At 67.7% G+C, this 21,986-nt stretch carries 18 protein-coding genes and 2 tRNA genes; 17 read left to right on the top strand and 3 right to left on the bottom strand.

Annotated elements, in window-relative coordinates; translation table 11 throughout:
* The 12 genes from pheS to recN form a co-directional block, all read left to right on the top strand.
* Positions 1 to 858, top strand: an 858-nt coding sequence (pheS, locus tag VFW04_11555) for a phenylalanine--tRNA ligase subunit alpha (protein ID HEX5179957.1), incomplete at its 5' end; no start/stop codon positions are given.
* The gene (gene pheT / locus VFW04_11550; protein HEX5179956.1) at positions 855 to 3,290 is read left to right on the top strand and encodes a phenylalanine--tRNA ligase subunit beta; all 2,436 of its coding nucleotides are present in this window, start codon (positions 855 to 857) and stop codon (positions 3,288 to 3,290) included. The genes pheS and pheT, both read left to right, overlap by 4 nt.
* Entirely contained in the window at positions 3,268 to 3,561 is a 294-nt protein-coding gene (locus tag VFW04_11545) for a hypothetical protein (GenBank protein HEX5179955.1), read from the top strand. The genes pheT and VFW04_11545 overlap by 23 nt, the downstream gene beginning before the upstream one ends.
* Complete coding sequence (locus VFW04_11540; protein ID HEX5179954.1) at positions 3,558 to 3,851, top strand: cell division protein ZapA; 294 nt, start codon at positions 3,558 to 3,560, stop codon at positions 3,849 to 3,851. The genes VFW04_11545 and VFW04_11540 overlap by 4 nt, the downstream gene beginning before the upstream one ends.
* 478 nt (positions 3,852 to 4,329) lie before the next feature.
* Complete coding sequence (gene rny / locus VFW04_11535) at positions 4,330 to 5,916, top strand: ribonuclease Y (GenBank protein ID HEX5179953.1); 1,587 nt, start codon at positions 4,330 to 4,332, stop codon at positions 5,914 to 5,916.
* Entirely contained in the window at positions 5,906 to 6,787 is an 882-nt protein-coding gene (locus tag VFW04_11530) for a tetrahydrofolate dehydrogenase/cyclohydrolase catalytic domain-containing protein (GenBank protein ID HEX5179952.1), read from the top strand. The genes rny and VFW04_11530 overlap by 11 nt, the downstream gene beginning before the upstream one ends.
* Positions 6,784 to 8,070 (top strand): exodeoxyribonuclease VII large subunit, encoded by a 1,287-nt coding sequence (xseA, locus tag VFW04_11525; protein HEX5179951.1) that lies wholly within the window; start codon positions 6,784 to 6,786, stop codon positions 8,068 to 8,070. Before VFW04_11530 ends, xseA begins: the two co-directional genes overlap by 4 nt.
* 2 nt (positions 8,071 to 8,072) lie before the next feature.
* Positions 8,073 to 8,285, top strand: a complete 213-nt coding sequence (xseB, locus tag VFW04_11520; GenBank protein ID HEX5179950.1) for an exodeoxyribonuclease VII small subunit — start codon at positions 8,073 to 8,075, stop codon at positions 8,283 to 8,285.
* Positions 8,251 to 9,174, top strand: a complete 924-nt coding sequence (locus tag VFW04_11515) for a farnesyl diphosphate synthase (protein HEX5179949.1) — start codon at positions 8,251 to 8,253, stop codon at positions 9,172 to 9,174. Before xseB ends, VFW04_11515 begins: the two co-directional genes overlap by 35 nt.
* A 27-nt stretch (positions 9,175 to 9,201) precedes the next feature.
* Positions 9,202 to 11,094 (top strand): 1-deoxy-D-xylulose-5-phosphate synthase, encoded by a 1,893-nt coding sequence (gene dxs, locus VFW04_11510; protein ID HEX5179948.1) that lies wholly within the window; start codon positions 9,202 to 9,204, stop codon positions 11,092 to 11,094.
* Entirely contained in the window at positions 11,091 to 11,957 is an 867-nt protein-coding gene (locus tag VFW04_11505) for an NAD(+)/NADH kinase (GenBank protein ID HEX5179947.1), read from the top strand. The genes dxs and VFW04_11505 overlap by 4 nt, the downstream gene beginning before the upstream one ends.
* Positions 11,951 to 13,684: a DNA repair protein RecN gene (gene recN, locus VFW04_11500; GenBank protein HEX5179946.1), complete on the top strand. Its 1,734-nt coding sequence runs from the start codon at positions 11,951 to 11,953 to the stop codon at positions 13,682 to 13,684. Before VFW04_11505 ends, recN begins: the two co-directional genes overlap by 7 nt.
* Here the strand turns inward: recN and VFW04_11495 are convergent.
* Positions 13,663 to 14,760 (bottom strand): hypothetical protein, encoded by a 1,098-nt coding sequence (locus VFW04_11495; protein ID HEX5179945.1) that lies wholly within the window; start codon positions 14,758 to 14,760, stop codon positions 13,663 to 13,665. The genes recN and VFW04_11495 overlap by 22 nt on opposite strands.
* 269 nt (positions 14,761 to 15,029) lie before the next feature.
* Here VFW04_11495 and VFW04_11490 point away from each other — a divergent pair, with 269 nt between their 5' ends.
* The 5 genes from VFW04_11490 to VFW04_11470 all read left to right on the top strand — a co-directional run bounded on the left by VFW04_11490 (position 15,030) and on the right by VFW04_11470 (position 19,910).
* Positions 15,030 to 16,814: a hypothetical protein gene (locus VFW04_11490; protein ID HEX5179944.1), complete on the top strand. Its 1,785-nt coding sequence runs from the start codon at positions 15,030 to 15,032 to the stop codon at positions 16,812 to 16,814.
* 120 nt (positions 16,815 to 16,934) lie between these two features.
* Positions 16,935 to 18,323 (top strand): outer membrane protein transport protein, encoded by a 1,389-nt coding sequence (locus VFW04_11485; protein ID HEX5179943.1) that lies wholly within the window; start codon positions 16,935 to 16,937, stop codon positions 18,321 to 18,323.
* A gap of 29 nt (positions 18,324 to 18,352) precedes the next feature.
* The gene (locus VFW04_11480; protein ID HEX5179942.1) at positions 18,353 to 19,582 is read left to right on the top strand and encodes an SGNH/GDSL hydrolase family protein; all 1,230 of its coding nucleotides are present in this window, start codon (positions 18,353 to 18,355) and stop codon (positions 19,580 to 19,582) included.
* A gap of 82 nt (positions 19,583 to 19,664) precedes the next feature.
* Positions 19,665 to 19,737, top strand: a tRNA-Gly gene (locus VFW04_11475).
* Positions 19,738 to 19,825: 88 nt separating this feature from the next.
* Positions 19,826 to 19,910, top strand: a tRNA-Leu gene (locus VFW04_11470).
* Positions 19,911 to 20,336: 426 nt separating this feature from the next.
* On the opposite strand, the gene VFW04_11465 is transcribed toward VFW04_11470, so the two are convergent.
* Together VFW04_11465 and VFW04_11460 are read right to left on the bottom strand one after the other, a co-directional pair.
* A complete protein-coding gene (locus tag VFW04_11465; GenBank protein HEX5179941.1) occupies positions 20,337 to 21,164 on the bottom strand; it encodes a nucleotidyl transferase AbiEii/AbiGii toxin family protein in 828 nt (275 codons plus the stop codon).
* Positions 21,161 to 21,964, bottom strand: coding sequence for a type IV toxin-antitoxin system AbiEi family antitoxin (locus VFW04_11460; protein HEX5179940.1), 804 nt, complete (start codon positions 21,962 to 21,964; stop codon positions 21,161 to 21,163). The genes VFW04_11465 and VFW04_11460 overlap by 4 nt, the downstream gene beginning before the upstream one ends.
* Between the last annotated feature and the right edge of the window lie 22 nt (positions 21,965 to 21,986).

Genomic DNA, 21,986 nt, shown 5'->3' with positions numbered 1-21,986 from the left:
GAGGCGCGCCGCGACGCCGGCGCCGCCGTCAACCGGCTCAAGACCGCGCTCGAATCGGCGCTCGAGGAGCGCCGCGCCGCACTCGCCGCGACCGCACCGGCCGCGCCCGCGCTCGACCACAGCATGCCGGCACGCCACCAGTGGCGCGGCGCCAAGCATCCGGTCACGCTCGTCGTCGAAGAAATCATCGAGATCTTCCGCGAGCTGTCCTTCACCGTGGCCACCGGTCCGGAAGCCGAACACGACTGGTACAATTTCGGCGCGCTCAATTTTCCGCCCGAGCATCCGGCCATGGACTTGCACGACACCCTCTATCTGAGCAAGAGCGCGCTGCTCCGCACGCACACGTCGCCCGTGCAGGTGCGGACGCTCCAGTCGTATCCGCCGCCCATTCGCATTCTCGCGCCCGGCAACGCGTTTCGACGCGACTTCTTCGATGCCTCGCATGCGCCGGTGTTCATGCAGATCGAAGGCATGGCGGTGGACGAAGGCGTGAGCTTCGTCGATCTCAAGGCAACGCTCACCAACTTCGCCACGCGCTTCTTCGGCGCAACGGCAACGCGTTTCCGGCCCAGCTACTTCCCATTCACCGAGCCGTCGGCGGAAATGGATGTGCGCTGCACCATCTGCGGCGGATCCGGATGCGCGTCGTGCAAGGGCACGGGATGGATGGAGATTCTGGGATCGGGCATGATCCATCCGGCGGTGCTCGAGTCGGCGGGCGTCGATTCGGAGAAGTTCACGGGGTGGGCGTTCGGCATGGGTCCGGGACGCATTGCCGATTTGCGGTACGGCATTCCCGACATCCGGTTGCTGTACGACTCGGACGTGCGATTCCTCGAACAGTTCGCGCCATGAACGCGTCACACGCCTGGCTCGAATCGCTCCTCGATGTTCCCCTGTCGGCCGAGCGGATGCGCGACCTCATCACGGCGCACTGCTGCACGGTCGACGAGATGGTGCGGCTGCGCGAGGATCTGCGCGGCGTCGTGATCGGCCGCGTGGTCGAGGCGGCGCGCCATCCCGACTCGGACCACCTCTGGGTGACCCGGGTGGATGCGGGGCGCGGGACGCTGCTCGACGTCGTGTGCGGCGCGCCTAACGTGAAAGCGGGCGGCGTCTATCCGTTCGCGCCCGTGGGGACGACGCTGCCGGGCGGGCTGTTGCTCGAACGCCGCAAGATCCGCGGCGCGTACTCCAACGGCATGCTGTGTTCCGGCCGCGAGCTGGGCCTGAGCGACGACCACGAGGGCATCCTCGAGCTCGACACCGAGGCCGCGCCGGGCACGCCGCTGCTCGACGCAATTCCGTTAGGCGACACGCGCCTCGTGATCGACGTCACGCCCAACCGCCCCGATCTCCTCTCACACGCCGGCCTGGCGCGCGAGCTGGCGGCGGCGGTCGGCGCGCAGATGCGCCTGCCGCCGGTGCCGGGCGCGGCGCCGCTCGACATCCCGCCGGCCGCCCGCGCCGCCGACGCGGCGACCGTGGGCGGCGTGCGCGTGCGCCTCGACGATCCCGAGGGATGCCCGCGCTACATGGGCGTCGTCATGCGCGACATCGCCGTCGGGCCGAGCCCGTCGTGGCTCGCCGAGCGTATCGTGGCGATCGGCGGCCGGTCGATCAACAACGTGGTCGATGCGACCAACTACGTCCTCCACGAGCTGGGCCAGCCGGTGCACGCGTTCGACCTGGCGAAGTTAGGCGGCGGCGAAATCGTCGTGCGGCGCGCGCGCGCGGGAGAGCGGATCACGACGCTCGATGGCGTCGCCCGAACGCTCGACGCGACCACGACCGTGATCGCCGACCGCGACCGGGCCCAGGCGGTGGCCGGCGTGATGGGCGGCGCCGACAGCGAGGTCACCGCGGCCACCACGGCGATCTTCATCGAAGTGGCGCACTTCGATGCGGTGCGCGTCCGTCGCGCGCGCCGGTCACTCGGCCTCTCCACCGATGCGAGCTACCGGTTCGAGCGGCACGTCGACATCGAGCTGCCGCCGCGGGCGCTGGCGCGCGTGGTCGAGATCGTGGCGGCGGTGGCCGGCGGCCGCGTGGATGGCGCGCCCGGCGATCTTCGCCCGGAGCCGTATACGCCCCGCCGCATCGCGCTTCGTGCGGCGCGCGTGACCGCTCTGTTAGGCGAGGCCGTGCCGCAGGACGAGATCGTGCCGCTGCTCACGCCGTTAGGCTTCGAGGTCGATCCGCGCGCCGGCGCGCTCGACGTGACCGTGCCCTCGTGGCGCCCCGACGTCGTGCGCGAGGTGGATCTCGTCGAGGAAGTGGCGCGCCGCCGCGGCTACGACACCTTCTCGAGCGAGCTGCGGCCGTTCCGCCCCGGCACCGTGCCCGAGTCGCCGCTCGAGATCGTCTCGCGCCGCGTGCGCGACGCGCTCGTCGCGCGCGGCCTGCTCGAGGCCCGTCCGCTCCCGTTCGTCACAGGCGCGGACATCGGCTTTGTCCGCGTGGCCAATCCAATTGCCGAGAACGAAGCGTATCTCCGGCGCGACTTGCTCGATACACTCGCGCGGCGCACCGAGTACAACCTGGCCCGCATGCAGCGCGACGTGCGGCTGTTCGAGATCGGGTCGGTGTTCATGCCGTCGTCCGAGGCGCTGCCCCTGGAAGAGCTTCACGCCGCACTCATTATCATGGGACACCGCCGGCCGCCGCACTGGACCGAGACGCGGCCACCCGATTTCGATGAGTGGGACGCCAAAGGACTCGCCGTCGAAATGGCACGTTCGGCCTACCCGTCGGCAGAGATCGGCCTCGAGTCCGATCGCGATACGGACTGGCTCTGGACCATCACCGTCGATGGGGCGACCCGAGGCGGCGTTCGCCGCGTGGCGCTCGACGCGCCCGTCTGGGCCGCGCCCGCGTTCGGCGTCGAACTGACGCTGCTCACCGTTCCGTCCGACTTCGTCGCGCAGCCCGGAGCGTCTCGGTACGACTCGACCCCGGCCGCGTCGAAACCGCGGCACGTGCGGTACCGGCCGCTGCCGGACACACCGGCGGCGGAGTTCGACCTGGCGCTCCTCGTGCCGAACGACATGCCGGCGTCGCGTGTGGAGGAAGTGATCCGTGGCGCGAGCGGCGAACTGCTCGAGCAGGTCACGATCTTTGATGAATACCGGGGCGACGGCGTGCCCAACGGATATCGAAGTCTCGCGTGGCGATTGACGTTCCGCCATCCGGAACGCACTCTACGGGACAAGGAGGTAGCGGGTCGTCGCGACAAGCTCCTGCGCACTCTCGAAGGAGAACTCGGTGTCCGACAACGAACGACCTGATCTCGCCGCGTTTCAGGAGCTGGAACAGCTCATCCACGCGCTGGCAGAGGAAATGGCGTCGTGGCGACGCCGGGCGCACGAAGCGGAATCGCGTTTGCGTACGCTGTCCAACGGATCGGGCGGCTCGAGTAAATCCGGCGCGCGATCCGACCTGGAACGCGAGAACGAAGACCTTCGCCGGCGTCTCGACAGCGCACAACAACGCACCAAACAACTCCTGGACCGTCTGCGGTTCCTTCGGCAGCAACACGAACTCGGAGCAGATCGATGAGCGTCGCCCATAAGTCGACCGTGAAAGTCACGATCCTGGGCGAGGAGTACGCGATTCGCAGCGACGAAACGCCGGAGCATACTCGCGCGGTCGCGGAGCACGTCGACGCGACGATTCGCGCGCTGATGAACGCCGGGGTCGTCGTCGAATCGCAGAAAGCGGCCATCCTTGCGGCGATGCAGATCACGTCCGAGCTGTTCAAGACGAGACAGGGCCCCGAGGAGCTCGCCGAGCGGATGCGAAACATCTCGTCTGAAGTCCGTCGCATGCTGCCGCCGCAAAAACGGTAAGGCGGTTACAGCGGACAGGGCCGGAGACAGCCTCAAAGGCGGACAACACGGACAGGGCCGGACACAGCCGGATACGAAGGCGGCATGAGCGCAAACAGGTTGAGACAACTTCTGCTGTTGTCACCCATTAACCACTGTCTTTTCTAGCGATTCCGGGGAGCTGCCTAACGATCCGCTCGCTTGTGCGCTTTCACCGTCCGGTGGTGTCCGGCCCTGTCCGTCTGTCCGCCTTTAGCCGTTTTCCAGGGGGCTCACCAGCTGTAGTCCGTCTTACCTCTTGCTTGAGGACACCTTGGACGCGTAGTTTGTGTAAGTCCTCAAGGGTTTTCTCCTAGTCGCATGTGCCGGTTGCAGTTAGCGTTGTCCGCCTCGCACCCTACGTCGGTGCTGGGCCGACAGCAGCTACGTGATTGGCCGCGGCGCCCTGGGGCGTTTCCACGATCGCGTGACGCGTGCGTCGCGTTGGAGCATAGATCCAATGAGCGTAACCGCGCTGTATGCCGCGTTTGGCGTAGTACTCATCCTCGCCGTCGCGGTTTTTTTTGTACTCGGACGTGCGGCCGGACGCGCAGCTGAACATCGCGCGCAAATTGCGGCCAAGTCGACGGCGGAAGAGACTGCAACGCGCATCACCGAAGAAGCGCGCCGCGAAGCTGAGACCCTCAGAAAATCCGCGATAGTCTCCGGCAAAGAGGAGACGATCAAGCTCCGCGAGGCGTGGGAAGTCGACGCCGGAAAGCGCCGTGAGGAGCTCGAGCGCGCCGAGCGTCGCATGCAGGAGCGTGAGACGGGCCTCGATCGCAAATACGACATTCTCGATCAGCGGGACAAAGAGCTGGGGCGTCGCGGCAGCGATCTGGGCCGCCGTGAGAAAATCGTAGGCGAGCGCGAGAGCGAGCTGGACAAGTTGGTCGCCGAGGAGCGACGACGTCTAGAGCAGTTGGCGGGCATGTCCGCGCGCGATGCGAAAGCGGAGCTCATGAGCCGCCTCGCCGAGGAAGCACAGGCCGAGGCGGCGAATACTGTCCGGGAGATTCGCGAGAGCGCGCGACGAAATGCTGAGCGCGAAGCAAAAAAGATTGTGGCGTTGGCCGTTCAGCGCATAGCCGCCGAGCACACGTCGGAGATCAGCGTGTCATCGGTGTCGCTACCCAACGACGAGATGAAGGGCCGCATCATTGGCCGCGAAGGTCGCAACATTCGCGCGTTCGAGCTGGCCACGGGTGTGGACGTCATCATCGATGACACGCCCGACACCGTGGTCGTCTCCTGCTTCGATCCGGTGCGCCGCGAGGTCGCGCGGTTGGCGCTCCAGAAGCTGGTAGCCGACGGACGCATTCATCCGGGGCGCATCGAAGAAGTCGTGGCCAAGTCGCGCAAGGAGGTCGAGGCCGCCATCCAGGAGATGGGCGAGCAGGCCGCGTACGAAGTGGGCGCGCACGGCCTGCACGCCGAGCTCGTGAAGCTCGTCGGGCGGATGCACTATCGGACGAGCTACGGGCAGAACATCCTGCAGCATTCCAAGGAAGTGGCGCACCTGGCCGGCATCATGGCCGCCGAGCTCGGTCTCGATGTGACGATGGCGAAGCGAGGCGCGCTGCTGCACGACGTGGGCAAGGTCCTCACACATGAGCACGAAGGGACGCATGTCCAGCTCGGCGTCGAGGTGGCGACCAAGTACGGCGAGAATCCGCTCGTCGTGAATTGCATCGCGGCCCACCACGACGATGTGCCGCACGAGAGCGAGGTGTCCGTGCTGGTGCAGGCAGCGGACGCGATATCGGGATCGCGTCCGGGTGCGCGGCGCGAGGCGTTCGAGACGTACGTGAAGCGTCTCGAGGGGCTGGAGCGGATTGCCGCGAGTTACACCGGCGTGGACAAGGTGTTCGCGATTCAGGCGGGCCGGGAGATCCGCGTGATCGTCAATCCTGACGACGTGGATGATACACGCATGACGTCGTTGAGCGAGGAAATTGCGCGGCGCATCGAGGGCGAGCTGCAGTATCCGGGGCAGATCAAGGTAGTGGTCATTCGCGAGCAGCGGGCGGTGGACTTTGCCCGCTGAGCTGATCGATGGTGTCGGGGTGGCGCGTGCGATCCGCGACGAGGTCGCCTGCGACGTCCAACGGCTCGCCCAACGGGGCATCGTCCCCGGCCTAACGGTAGTGCTGGTGGGTGACGACCCGGCGAGCGCGGTCTACGTGCGCAGCAAGGGGAAGGCGACGGAAGAGGCCGGCATGAAGAGCGTCACGATTCGTCTGCCCGCCGACACCACGCAGGCCGACCTGCTCGTGCGGGTCGACGCGCTCAACGCCGACCCCTCGGTGCACGGCATCCTGGTGCAGATGCCTCTGCCCCGGCAGATCGACGCCGACGCAATCGTTAGGCGAATCCGGCCCGACAAGGACGTGGATGGATTTCATCCCGTGAACGTGGGGAAGAACCTGATCGGCGAGCGCGATGGATTCGTGCCCTGCACGCCGGCGGGCGTGCAGGAGCTGCTGGTGCGGAGCGGCGTCGAGACGCGCGGCGCCGAGTGTGTGATCGTTGGGCGCAGCAACATCGTCGGCAAGCCGATGATGGCGCTCATGGTGCAGAACGCGGCCGGCGCGAATGCGACCGTCACCGTGTGCCACAGCGCGACGCGCGATCTTGCGGCGCACACGCGGCGCGCCGACATCCTCATCGTCGCCGCGGGTCGGCCGCGCATGGTCACTGGGGACATGATCCGGCCGGGCGCCGTGGTGATCGATGTGGGTATCAATCGCATTGCCGACGCGTCGACCAAGAGCGGATACCGGCTGGTCGGCGATGTGGATTTCGAGAGTGCGCGCGAGGTCGCCTCGCTCATCACACCGGTGCCGGGCGGGGTCGGGCCCATGACCATCGCGCTGCTGCTGCGCAATACGGTGCGCGCCGCGGAGCGGTCGGCGTGACCAGGCCCGGTCCGCGGCGCTCCGGGGCGGCGGACGCGCCCGACCTGTTCGACGCGCCGGACGCGCCGCCCCGTCCGCGCCCCCCGGCTCGCGGGCGCGAGCCGGCGCCTAACGCGTATCGCGGCGCGTCGATCGAGAGCGCGTTTTCGGTGACGGAGCTCACGCGTGCGGCCAAGGACATCGTCGAGGGCGCGTTTCCGCCGCTCTGGGTGCGCGGCGAGGTGGCCAACTTCACGCAGAATCGCAGCGGGCACTGGTACTTTTCGCTCCGCGACGCCACCGCGCGCATACGGTGCGTGATGTGGGCAACCGACACGCGCCGGGTGCCGGCGCCGCCGGATGACGGGATGCAGGTCAGCGCGTACGGCCGCCTGTCGGTGTACGCGCCGCAGGGCGAAATGCAGCTCATGGTGGCGTCACTCGAGGCATCGGGCGACGGCTTGTGGCGCAAGGCGCTCGAGCAATCGATCAAACGACTGACGGCGGAAGGGCTCCTCGACCCGCGGCGCAAGCGACGCGTCACGCCGCATCCCCGGCGCATCGCGGTGGTGACGAGTCCGGATGGGGCCGCGCTGCACGACATCATCTCCGTCGTTAGGCGGCGCTGTCCCATCGTGGAGATCGTGGTCGTGCCGGCCAGCGTGCAGGGCGACGGCGCGGCGCGCGAGCTGGTGGCCGCCATCCGCCGTGTGGGACGATGGCGCGACGTCGACACGGTGATCGTCGGCCGCGGCGGGGGCTCGCGCGAGGATCTGTGGGCGTTCAACGACGAACGCGTGGCGCGCACCCTCGCGGCCTGCCCGATACCGACCATTTCGGCCGTCGGTCACGAGATCGACACCTCGCTCTGCGACCTCGTCGCCGACCTGCGCGCGGCGACGCCGTCGGCGGCCGCTGAAGCGGCGGTGCCGGTACTGGCCGACGTCCGGGCGCTCGTCGCCAGGCGAACCGCGGAGCTGCGCGTGTCGCTCGAGCGGCGTGCCGTGCGCGCGCGCCGGCACTTCGCCGAGACGGCGCGCGACATGCGCGGCGCGCTTGACCGCCTGACTGTGCGGCGTCGTGCCCGGCTCGAGGTCGCGGCCGGCCGCCTCGATGCGTTGAGCCCTCTGGCTACGTTAGGCAGGGGCTACGCGCTGGCGACCGACGAGAGCGGTCATGCGCTGACCAACGCGGCGCACTTCGAGCGCGGGCGCGCGTTTCGACTTCGCCTGCGCGACGGGCGGGTCGATGCGCGTACCGAGCGAACGACGGTCGACGCCGCGCCGCCGCCGCCGGAGCGCTGACCGTGTCGTACGAGGAAGATCTCGCCCGCATCGAGGCGATCGTCGCCGAGCTTGGCCGCGAGGATGTGGCGCTCGATCGTGCGCTCGCCCTGTTCGAGGAAGGCGTCGAGCGATTGCGCTCGGCGTCCAAGGCGCTCGAGCGCGCCGAGGCCCAGGTCCGCGTGCTCATCGAGCGCGCCGATGGCACGTTCGAGCTTGGCGAGTTCGACGGCTGACGCGGTCGCCGGGCAGTTCGCGACCGACCGGGCCGCGGTGGACGCGGCGCTCCACGAGCTGTGCGAGCGCCAGCTCGACGGTGTGCCTAACGCTGTGGCGGCGGCCATCCGCTACAGCATGCTGGGCGAGGGGAAGCGGCTGCGCGCGCTGCTGCTGCTCGCGGCGTATCGCGCATCCGGCGGCGCCGACGACGCGAGCGCGCTCGCGGCGGCCGTCGAGATCGTCCACGCGTACTCGCTGGTCCACGACGACCTCCCGTGCATGGACGACGACGACGTGCGGCGCGGGCGCCCGACCACGCACAAGGTGCACGGCGCGGTGGTCGCCGCCACGGCCGGCATCGCGATGGTGCCACTCGCCGCGCGCGCCGCGTGCGATGCTGCGGCCGCGCTCGGGTTGCCGCTGGGCGCCCGCGGCGCCATTGTTCGAGAACTGATGCGTGCATCCGGTGCGGGCGGCATGGTGGGTGGACAACTCCTCGATCTGGCAGGCGAGGGACACACGTTGTCGCTCGCCGACCTCGAGCGGGTGCACGGCGCGAAGACGGGAGCGCTCATTGCGGCGTCGGTACGCATCGGCGGGATCGCGGCGCGCGCGACGCGTGAGCGGGCCGAGGCGCTGGACCGCTACGGGCGCGCAGTGGGTCTGGCGTTCCAGATCGCCGACGACGTGTTGGACGTGACCGCCACCACCGCCCAGTTAGGCAAGACGGCCGGCCGCGACGCAGCGTTGGGCAAGAGCACGTATCCGGCGCTGCTCGGCATCCCGGGCGCGGTCGCGCGGGCGGACGCGCTCACGCGCCAGGCGTGCGATGCGCTGCGCGAGCGGGACCTGCTGACGCCGTCGCTCGAGCGCCTGGCGCGATTCGTCGTGTTGCGTACCTCGTAGTCTCTCGCAATCTCTGACAATTCAGGCATGTCCATTCTCGATCGCATCGATACACCCGCGGATCTCAAGACGCTGACGCGCGACCAGCTGCGCACCCTGGCGGCGGAAATCCGCGCCGCGCTGATCGACAGCTGTTCGCGCACCGGCGGACACATCGGCGCCGGCCTGGGCGTGGTGGAGTTGACGGTGGCGCTCCATTACGTGCTCGACACGCCGCACGACCAGATCGTCTGGGACGTCGGGCACCAGGGCTACCCGCACAAGATGCTCACGGGCCGCAAGGACCGCTTCGAGACGCTGCGCCAGGAAGCGGGCATCTCGGGATTCCTCAAGCGCGACGAGAGCCCCTACGACGCCTTCGGCGCCGGACACGCCGCCACCGCGATTTCGGCCGCGTTAGGCATCGCGACGGCGCGCGACCTCCGCGGCGAGGACTTCCGCGTCGCCGCCGTCGTCGGGGACGGTGCGCTCACGAGCGGGCTGGCCTACGAGGGCCTCAACAACGCGGGCGCATCGGACCGCGACATCCTGGTCATCCTGAATGACAACGAGATGTCGATCGCGCCCAACGTCGGCGCCATCTCGAAATATCTGGGCTCGATCCAGCGCAATCCGATCTACAATCGGGTGCGCGGCGCCATCGGCTTCGTCGTCGACGAGCTGCCCGGCCCGCTCTCCGCCATTGGCACGCTCGTGCGGCGCTGGGAGGAGAGCATGAAGAGCCTTCTCACGCCCGGCGTGTTGTTCGAGGAGCTGGGCTTTCGCTATTTCGGCCCGGTGGACGGCCACGACATCAACGTGCTCTGCGACACGCTCGAGGCGGTGAAGGGCATGCGCACGCCGCGCCTCGTGCACGTGATCACGCAGAAAGGGAAGGGGTTTCCGGCCGGCGACCACTCGGAAAAGTGGCACGCGCTGCCCCCGGGCCATGACCCGGCCACGGGCAAGCCGCGGCGCGCATCGACGGCCAATCCCGCCTACACCGCCGTGTTCGGCAAGGGACTAACTGAGTTGGGCGGAGAGCGCCGCGACATCGTGGCCATCACCGCCGCCATGCCGGCCGGCACCGGCACCGGCGTCTTCGCCAAGAGCTTTCCCGCCCGGCATTTCGATGTCGGCATCGCCGAGGGACACGCGGTCACGTTCGCGGCAGGCATGGCGACGCGCGGCACCCGGCCCGTGTGCGCCATCTACTCGACGTTTCTCCAACGTGCGTACGACAATCTCATCCACGATGTCGCGCTCCAGCATCTGCCGGTGATTTTCTGCATGGATCGGGCGGGCCTCGTCGGCGAGGACGGCCCCACCCACATGGGACTTTACGACATCGCGTACCTGCTCGCCGTGCCCGGCATGGTGGTCACCGCGCCCAAGAACGGCGCCGAGATGATCGCGCTGCTCAAGGCGGCGCTCGACCACACGGCCGGGCCGTTCTCGATCCGCTACCCGCGCGACGCGGCGCCCGACGCCGTGCCCGCCGCGTCCGGCATCCCGGCCGCTCCGTTAGGCACCTGGGATGTGCTGCGCCAGGGCGGCGACTACGCCGTCTTCGCCGTCGGCACCATGGTGCTCCCGGCACTCGCCGCCGCCGAACAGGTGGCCGCCGACGGAATCGAGTGCACCGTGGTCAACTGCCGCTACCTCAAGCCGTACGACGAAGTCACGCTCAACGCGATCCTCGCGCACCACAAGCGCGTGCTCGTGGTCGAGGAAGGCACGGTGATCAATGGCTTCGGCGCGTTCATGTCGACCGTCATCGAACGGCTCGACCCGGCCGTGCGTGTTGCCGTCCACGGTGTGCCGGACCGTCTCATCGACCAGGCGCCGCGCCAGCGCCAGCTCGAGATGACGGGACTCGATGCGGCCGGGATCGCTCGCCGCATTCGCGCGCTCCACGAGACCGAGGCGGTCACCGGGTGACGCGCCTCGGCGTGGTAGGCAATCGCCGCTACGAACGGCTGCACGACGTGCTGCTCACGCTCAAGCGGCGCGGCCCCGACCTCGGCATGACGCTGTTCTACGAGAACGAGCTCCTCGACGCCGGCGCGGACGGCGAGCTGCTCGACGACCCCACACGCATCGACGCCTTGCTCACCCTGGGCGGCGACGGCACGATGCTCCGCGGCGCCCGTCTCGTTGCGGGCCGACAAATCCCCATCCTTGGCGTCAACCTCGGGCGGCTTGGGTTTCTCACGGCCTGCGCAGGTGGAGAGCTCGAGAGCGCGCTCGAGCGGTTCTCCCAGGGCGACTATACCGTGCAGCACCGCATGGCGCTCGAAGCGCGCACGTCGCGCGCGCAGAACGACCGGCGGCGCGCGCTCAACGATGTGGTGCTGCACAAGGGCGGATTCGCACGCGTCGTGCACCTGCGCGTCTCCGTGAACGGGGAAACGATAGGCGCGTTCGTCGCCGATGGCCTCATCGTTTCCACGCCAACCGGATCAACGGCGTACAGCCTGTCTGCCGGCGGTCCCGTCGTCGTGCCGACCGTCGAGTCCATCGTGCTCACGCCGATCTCGCCGCACACGCTCGCGGTCCGACCCGTCGTGCTGCCTCCGTCGGCCGAGGTGGTCGTGCAAGTAGAAGATGGGCCCGAAGAGCTTTTGGTGACGATCGACGGCCAGACCGGTACGACATTCGGCACCGGCGACACGCTCACCGTGCGGCGAGCGGATCGGCCGGTGCTCTTGGTGACTTTCCGTGGCGCAACGTTCTTCAGCCGCATGCGGCGCAAGCTGACGTGGGGCGGATTACGGGAGCGCGACGAGAACGACAGGTGCTGACCGAGCTGCGTATTCGCAATTTCGCGATCATCGAGAGTCTCACGCTGCCGCTCGAACCGGGGTTCAACGTGCTCACCGGCGAGACGGGGGCGGGGAAGTCCATCGTCGTCGGCGCGCTGGCGCTTTTGTTAGGCGAGCGCGCCAGTGCCGACGTGATCCGCACCGGCGCCGACAAGGCGACGGTCGAGGGCGTCTTCGACGCGGGCACGCAGGGCGGCGTGCGCGCGCTGCTCGACGCGCACGGCATCGACACCGACGATGGAATGGTCGTGCTGCGCCGGGAGATCGCGGCGTCCGGCCGCACGCGGGCCTGGATCAACGATGCGGCCACGACGGCCGGTGTGCTGGCCGATGTCGGCCGCGCGCTCATCAATCTGCACGGACAGCACGAGGCGCAGTCGCTGCTCGATTCCGACTCGCAGCGCGATCTCCTCGATGCGTTTGCCGGCGCGACTGCCGCCGCCGCGGCGGTGCGCGAGCGTTTCGACGCCATGCACGGGCTGGCATCGGAGATCGAGGCGCTGCGCCGCCGCGCGGCCGACGCCGAGCGCCGCGCCGACTACCTGCGCCACGTGGCGCACGAAATCGAAGGAGCGAAGCTCTCGTCCGGCGAAGCCGAGTCGCTCGAAGAAGAGGCGCGCCGACTCGAGCACGCAGATGAGCTGCGCTCGCTCGCACAGCGCATGGCCGATCTCCTTCAACAGTCGGAGGGCGGCGTGCTGCCGGGCCTCGCCCAGTTGCAGCGGTCGCTGGCCGCCATCCAGCGCATCGATCCCGCGCTGTCGCGTCTTCAGGAGCTGTTCGACAACGGGTATTACGCGCTCGAGGAGCTCGCGCGCGCGCTGGACGACTACGCCGGCGCCGTCGATCTGGATCCCGCGCGGCTGGCGGACGTCGAGCGCCGCCGGGACGTGATCTTTCGCCTAACGAAAAAGTACGGGCCCACGGCGGCCGATGTCCTCGAGGCCGGACGGGCGGCGCGCGCCGAGCTCGATCTCGTGGACACCGCGTCGCTCGACATCCGCCAGCTCGAACAGCGGCACGCCGCGGCGCGCGAGGCGTTCACCGCCGCCGCCCGCGAGCTCACCGCGCGGCGCCGCGACGGCACGCGGCGACTCGGCGCCGAGGTCGACGCGCTGCTGCCCGAGTTAGGCATCGCGGACGGGACGTTCGGTGCGCGCCTCGTGCCCCGCGCTGCGCCCGCGGCGAGCGGCGCCGAGGACGTCGAGTTTCTCGTCGCGCTCAATGTGGGCCACGATGCGCGCCCGCTGGCGCGCGTCGCGTCCGGCGGCGAGCTCTCGCGCATCATGCTCGCACTCAAAACGATTCTCGCGCGCGTCGATCGCGTTGCGACGCTCATCTTCGACGAGGTCGACGCCGGCATCGGAGGCCGCGTCGGACTGCAGGTGGGCGACACCATGCGCCGCGTGGCCGCGCACCACCAGGTGCTCGCCATTACACACCTCGCCCAGATCGCCGCGCGGGCGCACCATCACGTGGTGGTGAGCAAGGGGGCGCGCGGCGGCATCACCACGGCCGACACGCGCATCGTCGCCAACGAGGAGCGCGTGCACGAGATCGCGCGCATGTTAGGCGGAAACGAAGACAGCGATACCGCGCTCGCCCACGCGCGCGAGCTGCTCGCCGATGCGGCCACGGTGCCGGTTGCCGCCGCGCCGGCGCCGGCGCGGGCTGCCGCCCGGCGTCAGGGTTCTCGCCGCCGCTGAGTCGAGTCGGGCACGTTGCGGTTCACCAGCCCGAGCGCCCACAGCCGCTGATAGAAGCGCAGTCCCGCAGCCCACTCGCCGCGCTCTGGCCGGTTGTTGGAGAGGGACACGGACCGGCGGTACTGGAGCGTGATCTCGAATGGATAGTTGCCGTGCCCGTTCTCGCTCGCGGCCACGGTCGAGTAGACCGCACCGATGCCGACCCATTGGTTCGTGAACTCGGATGCCGGCCCGAGCGCCGCCGCATCGAGGTGCGTCACGTTGCCCGCTGAATCGACGACGTCGAGCGTGCCGGCAAACGTGCCGGCCTGCTCGTGCTCGTACTGATAGCGCGCGCCGATGGACAGGTATTCGCCGAACGAAAAGCGCGGCGTCACGTCGATCGAATACGCGTCGCCTAACTGGCGCGTGACCTGGATCGGCGTCGCCGTCGCGTCGAACGGATCGCCCGGCGCGCCCGCACCCACGCGCAGCGCGCGCGTGTCCTGCAGATGGTGCTCGAAGCGGAGCCCAACGCTGGTCCAGAACGTGTGGCCGAGCATGAAATCCCAGAACGATCCGGCCTGGACGCCTGATGCGCCCTCGCCGGTCCCGACGCCGAATTGCTGGTTGGGCCGTTGCGGGGCGCCGGTGCCGATCACCGCGCTCGCCGTGAGTGCGCTGCGCACGTGCAGCCCGTGCTCGGCGATGCGGTCGCGTTCGCTCTGTTGTCCCAGCCACACGAACTTGAGCGTTGCCATCGTCTCGCCAATGCCGCTCCGGTCAAACGAGCGCATCGAATCCGCGACATCGCCGTGCTCCGGATCGGAGAAATACAACGCGGACTCTGTGGTGCCCACCGATGGGACCGACGCAGTGAACATCAACCGGCCCGTGATGCCGAGGTCAATCGACAACGGCGTGATCCGCGCTTGCGACCGAGTCTGAATGAGCACGCCCGGCGCGGCATCGTACTCCTGATACCACCGCGACCACGTATTCAAGAGCCCGAGACGCAGCGTGCCGCCGGGAACGGTCGTCGCATCGTCGCCGTAGCCCAACACCGATTGCGCGCCTAGCGGCGCCGCTGCGACCATCGCCGTCGCCGCCAGGACCAGCGCAACGTGCCGACGCGGACACGCGCGACGACGCGAGCGAGACGAAATGCGGTGGCGAAGTGGTGCGTCAGTCAGTGACGGAGGGGCGATTGGGTGGACAGGCGGCGTGCGCGCGCAAGTCTGTCATTACACTCCAGCATTGTCAACGTTCGGCGCGTTCGTCGCGACCTGCCGCCGTCTCGTATATTGCACGCATCGCAACGCCTGTGCACGCCGCACGGGCGCTGATCACTTGCAATGCGTGGCGCGTGAATTCGACTCCCAAGTCCGTCGTTCCGTGGCAGTTGACCGGCAATCACTGGCTCACGCTGCCGTGCATCCATCCGGCCGACGGCGCGCTGCACGCGCTCGGCGTGCTGCATCGCGGGGCACGCGCGGCGGTGGAGTTTGCCGGCGGCGCTGATTTTCTGTCGGGCGGCGGGCCGCCGCTGCTCAAGCCATCGTTGCGCATCGACGGTGTGGCGCGGGAGCTCGGCGAACAGGGGCTGGCGTGGGAGCGCGCCATGAATTGGCTGCCCACGTTCACGTGCTCGATCGACGGGCTCGTCATTCGCGGGACGTTGTTCGCGCCCTACGGCCGCGATGCCGACATCGCGGGCGCGGTGTACGCATTTGCGCTGGAAAACCGGACGGCGCGCGAGCTCACCATCGATCTGGCGCTCGACGGGGTGCTCGGACACCGGCAGCTGCGTGTGCGCACCGCGCGCCCAACGGACGATGCCCATCGCATCGCGCTCGGCGACGAAGGCGTGGTGGTGCTCGAGGGCAGTGCCCAACCGGGGCTGGCGGCGCTCGCCGTCGCGGCGGATGGCGAGAGCGTGACCGAAGTGCAGGGCGGCGACGTGCCGCGCTTTGCCGTTCGCCGCGCGCTTCGCCTCGAGGCCGGCGGACGCACCGGCGCCGCGTTTTACATCGCCGCCGGTCCCGAGCGCGATGGCGCGGAAGCCACGGTGGCCGTGATGCGCCGCCGCGGCTGGAGCGAGCTGCTCACCATGACCCGCGACGCGCTGCAGGAGCTGGAGCAGACCGTTGGGCATGACGGGATCGACCGGATCATCAATCGCAATCTCCTGTTCGCATATTTCTACGGCGCCGGACGCGCGTTGGACGACGCGCACTTCTACTTCGTGCGCTCGAGAGCGCCGTGGAACGGCCGCGGCATCACGACGCGCGATTGGGATGCGTTAGGCTGGACGCTTCCCGCGATTCAGTTGGCCGATGCGTCGCTGGCGCGCGAGCTGCTGCTGCGCGCCTGCGAGCTGCACGGCTACGCGCCGGGCAGCGGCGTGCATTATCTCGACGGGACGATGTTCGAGCCGGGCTTTTCGCTCGAGGGCGTCGCGTCGTTCGCGATCGCCACCGACCGGTACATCCGCGAGACCGGCGACGATCAGATCGTCGATGAGCCCGCCGTTGCCGACGCGCTCTATGCGTCGTGGGACGACCTGTCGGGTCGCCGCGACGAGCACGTCCCGCTCTACAGTACGGAGGTCACGCTCTCGGGCGCACCGGCCGGGCATCCCTTTACGCTGCACGGCAACGCCGTGGTGGCCCAGGCGCTCGACGTCCTCAAGCGCACGTTGGACGAAGAGAGCGCGCGCTCGGTGGAAGATCCCGAGGCCGTGCGTGCCGCGCTGCGCCGCCATTTTTCGATCGAGCGCGAGGGCAAAGTGCTGTTCGCGACCTCGATCGATCTGTCGGGCAACTCCGGCATGGATGGCGATCCGAACGCCTCACCGTACTGGCTGCCGCTCTACGATGCGGTGGAGCGCTTCGATTCGGTGTACCGGCGCACCGTGCGCGGGTTAGGCGCCGAGCCGCACGCGCTGGCCGAGCAATGCGCGCGTTTGTTAGGCCCGGATGCCGCCGCGGTGCTGCAGTGGCTGCGGCGCGCGCCGTTGGACAACGGGATCGCGGCCGAGCTCGTGGATGCCGAGGGCCGCGCCACCGGTAACGGCGGCGATGCGGCGCTCGCCGGACTGCTCGCCTGGTCGACCTGGTACGCCGTGCACGCGCTCGGCGTGCGGCCCTGATCGCCGGCGCGCCTCGCGCCGCCCAACCCAGGCACCTTTCCCGACGCCGCTCGTCTTCGTACTCTTGAGGCGCGCGCGACCCACCGCGGGCGCCGCCACTCCCACGATGGAGGACGCCCCATGAAAGTGCTCCGTGCTCCAACGTTCGTCGCGCTGCTTGCATGCGGCATCGCATCCGCCGCGCACGCCCAGGGCTTTCAACTCAATGAAATCGGCAGTTGCTCGGTCGCGCGCGGATTCGCCGTGGCCGCGTCGCCGTGCAAGGATCCATCGAGCATTTACTGGAACCCGGCGGCGACGGCATCGCTGGAAGGATGGACGATCTACGCCGGCGCCGCGGCGGTGCAGCTTGGCGGCGAGTTCACAGCCGACACGTCGCGGCGCGTGTCGAAGAGCGATGCCCCGATTGCCCTGGCGCCGCACCTGTTCGTGAACTACGGCTCGAAAGACGATCGTTGGGCAGCCGGCATCGGTGTGTACGTGCCCTACGGACTCACGTCGCAGTGGCCTGGGGACTTCTCGGGCCGCTTCGAGGCGCTCAAGGCGTCGCTCATGTCCGTTTATTTTCAGCCTAACGTTGCCTACCACTTTGCGCCCGGTTGGGAGGTGGGCGGCGGCCCCGTGTTCGGCTACTCGCACGTCGAGCTGCGGCAGTCGCTCGACCTCGCCCAACAATTCGCCGCGCCCGGCCTCACGTTCGGGCAGCTGGGCGTCGCGGCGCAGACGGAATTCGCGCGCGCCAAGCTGTCGGGCAGCGGCACGGCAGTCGGCTTCAACGTCGGCGTGCACGGCTCCATTGGCGCCGATTGGGACGTCGGCGCCCGCTACCTCTCGCGGCTCGACTTCCACTATGACAACGCCGACGCGACGTTCTCGCAGGTGCCGACCCACCTCGTGCTCGCCGCGGGCAACCCGCTCAATGCGCCGCCGGGTACGCCGGTCGACGCCATCCTCGCCACGGAGTTCGCTCCCGGCCAGCCGCTCAGTGCGCAGAAAGTGTCGACGCGCATCAAGCATCCCGCGCAGTTCCAGGCCGGCATCGCCTATTCAGGCTTGGTGACGACGCGCCTCGAGGGCGACGTCGAGTGGACGCAGTTCTCGGATTTCGACCGGCTGCCGATCACGTTCAGCGGGCCGGCGAGCGGAGAAGACCGCACGCTGATCGAGAACTACGAGAACTCCTGGTCGATCCGTCTCGGCGCCGAGCACGCGTTCCCGGTCGGCATCAAAGGCCGGTTAGGCTTCTCATACGTGAAGACGCCGGCGCCCGATGTCACGGTGACGCCGTTGCTGCCCGACATGAATCGCCGGAACTACTCGCTCGGCCTCGGCGTCCCGCTGTCGCCGCGATACACGCTCGACGCCGCGTACCTCCACGTCGACACGAGCGGGCGCCGCGGCCGCATCGTGGATCCCGCCGGCATCGCCGTGCCTACGTTAGACCTGAACTCGGGTTTCTACACGCTCGAGGCGAACGTGCTGTCGCTCAGCATCCGCGCCAACTTCTGACGCCGACCACGCACACGGGAGAATCATCCATGTCTCGAGAGCGGAATCTCGTCGCCGGCGCGGTCGCACTCCTGGTCGCCGCAGGCGCCGCCTGCAACACCACCAAAGACCTCGTCGTACCCAAGCCCCCGGTCGATCCGTTGTTCGCGAGCTACGTCTCGCTCGGCAACAGCCTCACCGCCGGATTTCAGTCGGGCGGCATCAACGACTCCACGCAGCGGCAAGCCTACCCGGTGTTGCTCGCGCGGCAGATGAACACGCCCTTCACGGTGGCCAGCCTTGCCAACCCCGGCTGCCCGCCGCCGATCGACAGTTTTCCGGAAGGCACGCGCGTCGGCGGCGGCACGTCGACCACGTGTTCGTTCCGATCGCAGGTTGCCGGAGTCGCCGTGCTGAACAACGTGGCCGTGCCCGGCGCCGCCTCGTTCGATCCGGCGAGTCCGATCGGCACCGGCGGCGGCGGTCCGCTGACGACGTTCATCCTCGGCGGCAAGACGCAGGTGCAGCGCGCGTTAGACGCAAAGCCGACGTTCGTGAGCATCTGGATCGGCAACAACGATGTCCTCCCCGCCGCGCTGAGCGGCATCCTCGACTCGGTGCCTGGTGTGTCGCCGGGCGTGACGACCGAGGCGGCGTTCGAGCAGAACTACAACGCGATGATGACCGGCCTCGCCGCCGGGACGACGATCAAGGGCGGCATCCTGATCGGCGTGGTGAACGTGTCTAACGCACCGATCTTCTTCCCGGCGCCGGCGCTGTTCGCGCCCGGCGTGCTGCCGGAGCTCGAGGCGGCGGTCGGCCATTCGATCACCGTCGATACGAGCTGCACGCCGACCACCCAGTCGGTGATCAACTTCGAGCTGCTCGAGTCGATGCGAGCGGGCACGGCGCCCGACACCATCGCCTGCCACGCGCTCGCCAATCACGCGAACGGCCTCGGCGAGGTGTTTGTGTTAGACGCGACCGAAATCGCCGCCGTGACGCAGGCCGTCGCCGGATACAACGCATTCATTCAGCAGACCGCCGCGAACAAGGGTTGGGCATACTTCGATCCGAATCCCACGCTCGAGCAGCTGCGCGAGAGCGGACAGATTCCCGTGCTGCCCGATGTCACGCAACCCACGAAAGCGTTCGGCGATTTCATCTCGCTCGATGGCATCCACCCGGCCGCGGCCGCGCACGTCGTGTTGGCCAACCTGATGATTCAAGCGATCAACACGCAGTACAGCACGACGATTCCGACACTGCCATCGCCGTGACGGACGGCGCTCTCGCGCACAGGCGGCGCGCCGCCGCGTCCTCTTGTTCGACCGCGAGGCTTGGGCTAGCTTTGTGGCGACTGCGGGAATAGCTCAGTTGGTAGAGCACAACCTTGCCAAGGTTGGGGTCGCGGGTTCGAGTCCCGTTTCCCGCTCTCCACGATTCGTGCGACTTGATCACAGGGACATGCGGCGCCCAGCCGGTGTCCCTGTGTTGTTCCAGGGTGCTCGAGCGAGCCCTTGGCCCGGGTGGCGAAACGGCAGACGCGAGGGACTTAAAATCCCTTTCCCCTAGCGGGGAGTGCGGGTTCGATTCCCGCCCCGGGCATGCTTCCACGTTAGGCGAAGTAATTATCGCCGGCAAGGCCGGGGGCCTTAGGATCTGAGCCGCTCCAAAGAGGCTGATCGCGAGAAAGGAGTTTCAACATGCGATCCGGCTCGACGACTTTGTTACTGCCGACGAGAGTCTAGCACAAATCACACACGCCGCGCCCATGCGAGGCCCAGGCCACCAGCGAAGGCGATACGCAATATTCACGAGGCGAAGTGGTTGGAGTACGACAGCGTTATTGTCATGCCCTGCGACGCCATGACGTTTCCCGACAAGCGAGATGCAACGTGCCTCCTTTACGTTGCACTCAGCAGGGCCAACAAGCGGCTGCTGTTGGTCTGTCCCGTGCGGATCCAAGCCCCTTGCTTGCGATCGAATTTCTGCTGACAGCAAGGCGATTGGTCGGGATCTGGGTTGCCATTCTTACTGGTTGACGGCCTCGCCTTTCCACGGCTCGCCGGGCAACAGCTCGATGAGACGCGAAGAAACGATAGCGGCCTCTCCGGCGGTGTCCCAAGGACTTTCTTGAAGAGCGAGCAATGGTCCGATATCCGCGTGAAACTCGGGATCACGAAGCTTCAGGAAGAGATTCTCTTGAAATTGCGCGCGGGTAACACTCTTGTCTTGCTGCCGCAGGTATTCAGAGAAGGCGGCGACGATGCGGCGTGGATCCACCGCAGAATGTTTTAGCGCGACTGCCAAGTCGAAAAGATCGCGCCCCTGTTTCCGTTGATAGTGCGCCCGCATCTTCGTGCCGAGCAATTCGTCGAGTTCGTACGTGTGAATGCTGCAGGCGCCTTCATACCAGCGTGAATTCACCGCGAAGGGAATTTCCTCCAGACCGAATACGGAAAAATGCTCACGCGTGTTCGTTTCGACTTTCAGTCGCAGCGGAATTGGCGGGGCATCCTCGGAGTTTATTCTGTAGACGAACGTGATGCGTCCGTCCGTCTGCTTCCATTGCGGTTTACCCAGCCACGGATTGAGCACATCGCGCAGGGCATCCATCATCGGTCCAGCCGCCTCGCGCCGGGTCTGAACGAGATCGATGTCCTCTGAATATCGCGCTGCCGGTTTCAGGTGAAGCTTGTACAGGGCGGTTCCGCCACGGAACGCGAGAGCATCGTGCAACAGAGGATTCGAGAAAATCTCGACCAGGGCTCGACTGATGATGAGGTCCTGCTCGACCTGAAAATCCTGCGGCCATGGCGCGTGTTCGCGCCATTCAAGGATGAAGTCGCGCGGGATCACAGATCGACCTCCGCCCGTGCGTTGACGTAGACCTTCCAGTCGACGTTTCTCGATGCTTTGCTGTACGGTGCGCCAGGCAAGAGAGGAACCGGCTCATGCGCGCGCGCGCGCACGAGTTTCTTTAAGTTCTCCGTCTTGTCCGCAGCACCGACCTGATCGAGCACATAGCCAAGACGTTGAAGCCAGGGGACGGGAGCCGTCGCTGCGGCCAGCGGGAGCTTCTTTGAGTCGATCCGTTCTGCGAGTTCTGCCAGCACCGTCGCTACCTGACTGAGGCCGCCGGCCTGGCGCTGATAGCCAATGAGATCGATCGCCGTCGCTTCGGGCGTCGAAACCGCGACGGAACCGCGCGGCGTGTTGAGTTTCTGCACGGGCACACCGGCGATTTCTTTCCTAACAATGAACTTGACCCGCACGCTGCCGCAGGCGATCCGCCGCCTCGGTTTTTTGACGAACACCTGAAACTCCATCGGACGCTGGTGCGCGGCGCCGTGGAATTGCGCCGCCGTCAGAAGCCCCGCGTAGTAAGGGAGCTTGAGACGCCTCATCAGGTCAGGAATGAATTGATCCGCGGGCAGGCACCCCAGGGATCGATACTCAGGCGGAAGGATGAGGTAGAAGCCCCGCGCTGGCGAAACGACGCGTTTTTGACGGGCGAGGCGGCCCAGCGCTACCTTCAAAGCAGGCGGAGAGATACCGAGTGCTTGAAGAGCTTCTGACGTGCTAAAGCTGTACCGGCTGCTGGCTGACAGGCGGTCTAGAAAATCACGAGCGTTGGGCTTGGCTGCTGCCGGTTTCATTCTCCTAAGGTAACACTTTTAG

Source organism: Gemmatimonadaceae bacterium (genome assembly GCA_036273715.1).
In the GTDB taxonomy this organism is placed as follows: domain Bacteria; phylum Gemmatimonadota; class Gemmatimonadetes; order Gemmatimonadales; family Gemmatimonadaceae; genus JADGGM01.
Note: the sequence above shows the minus strand (reverse complement) of the source record. Positions and strands in the feature narration are given on the sequence as shown.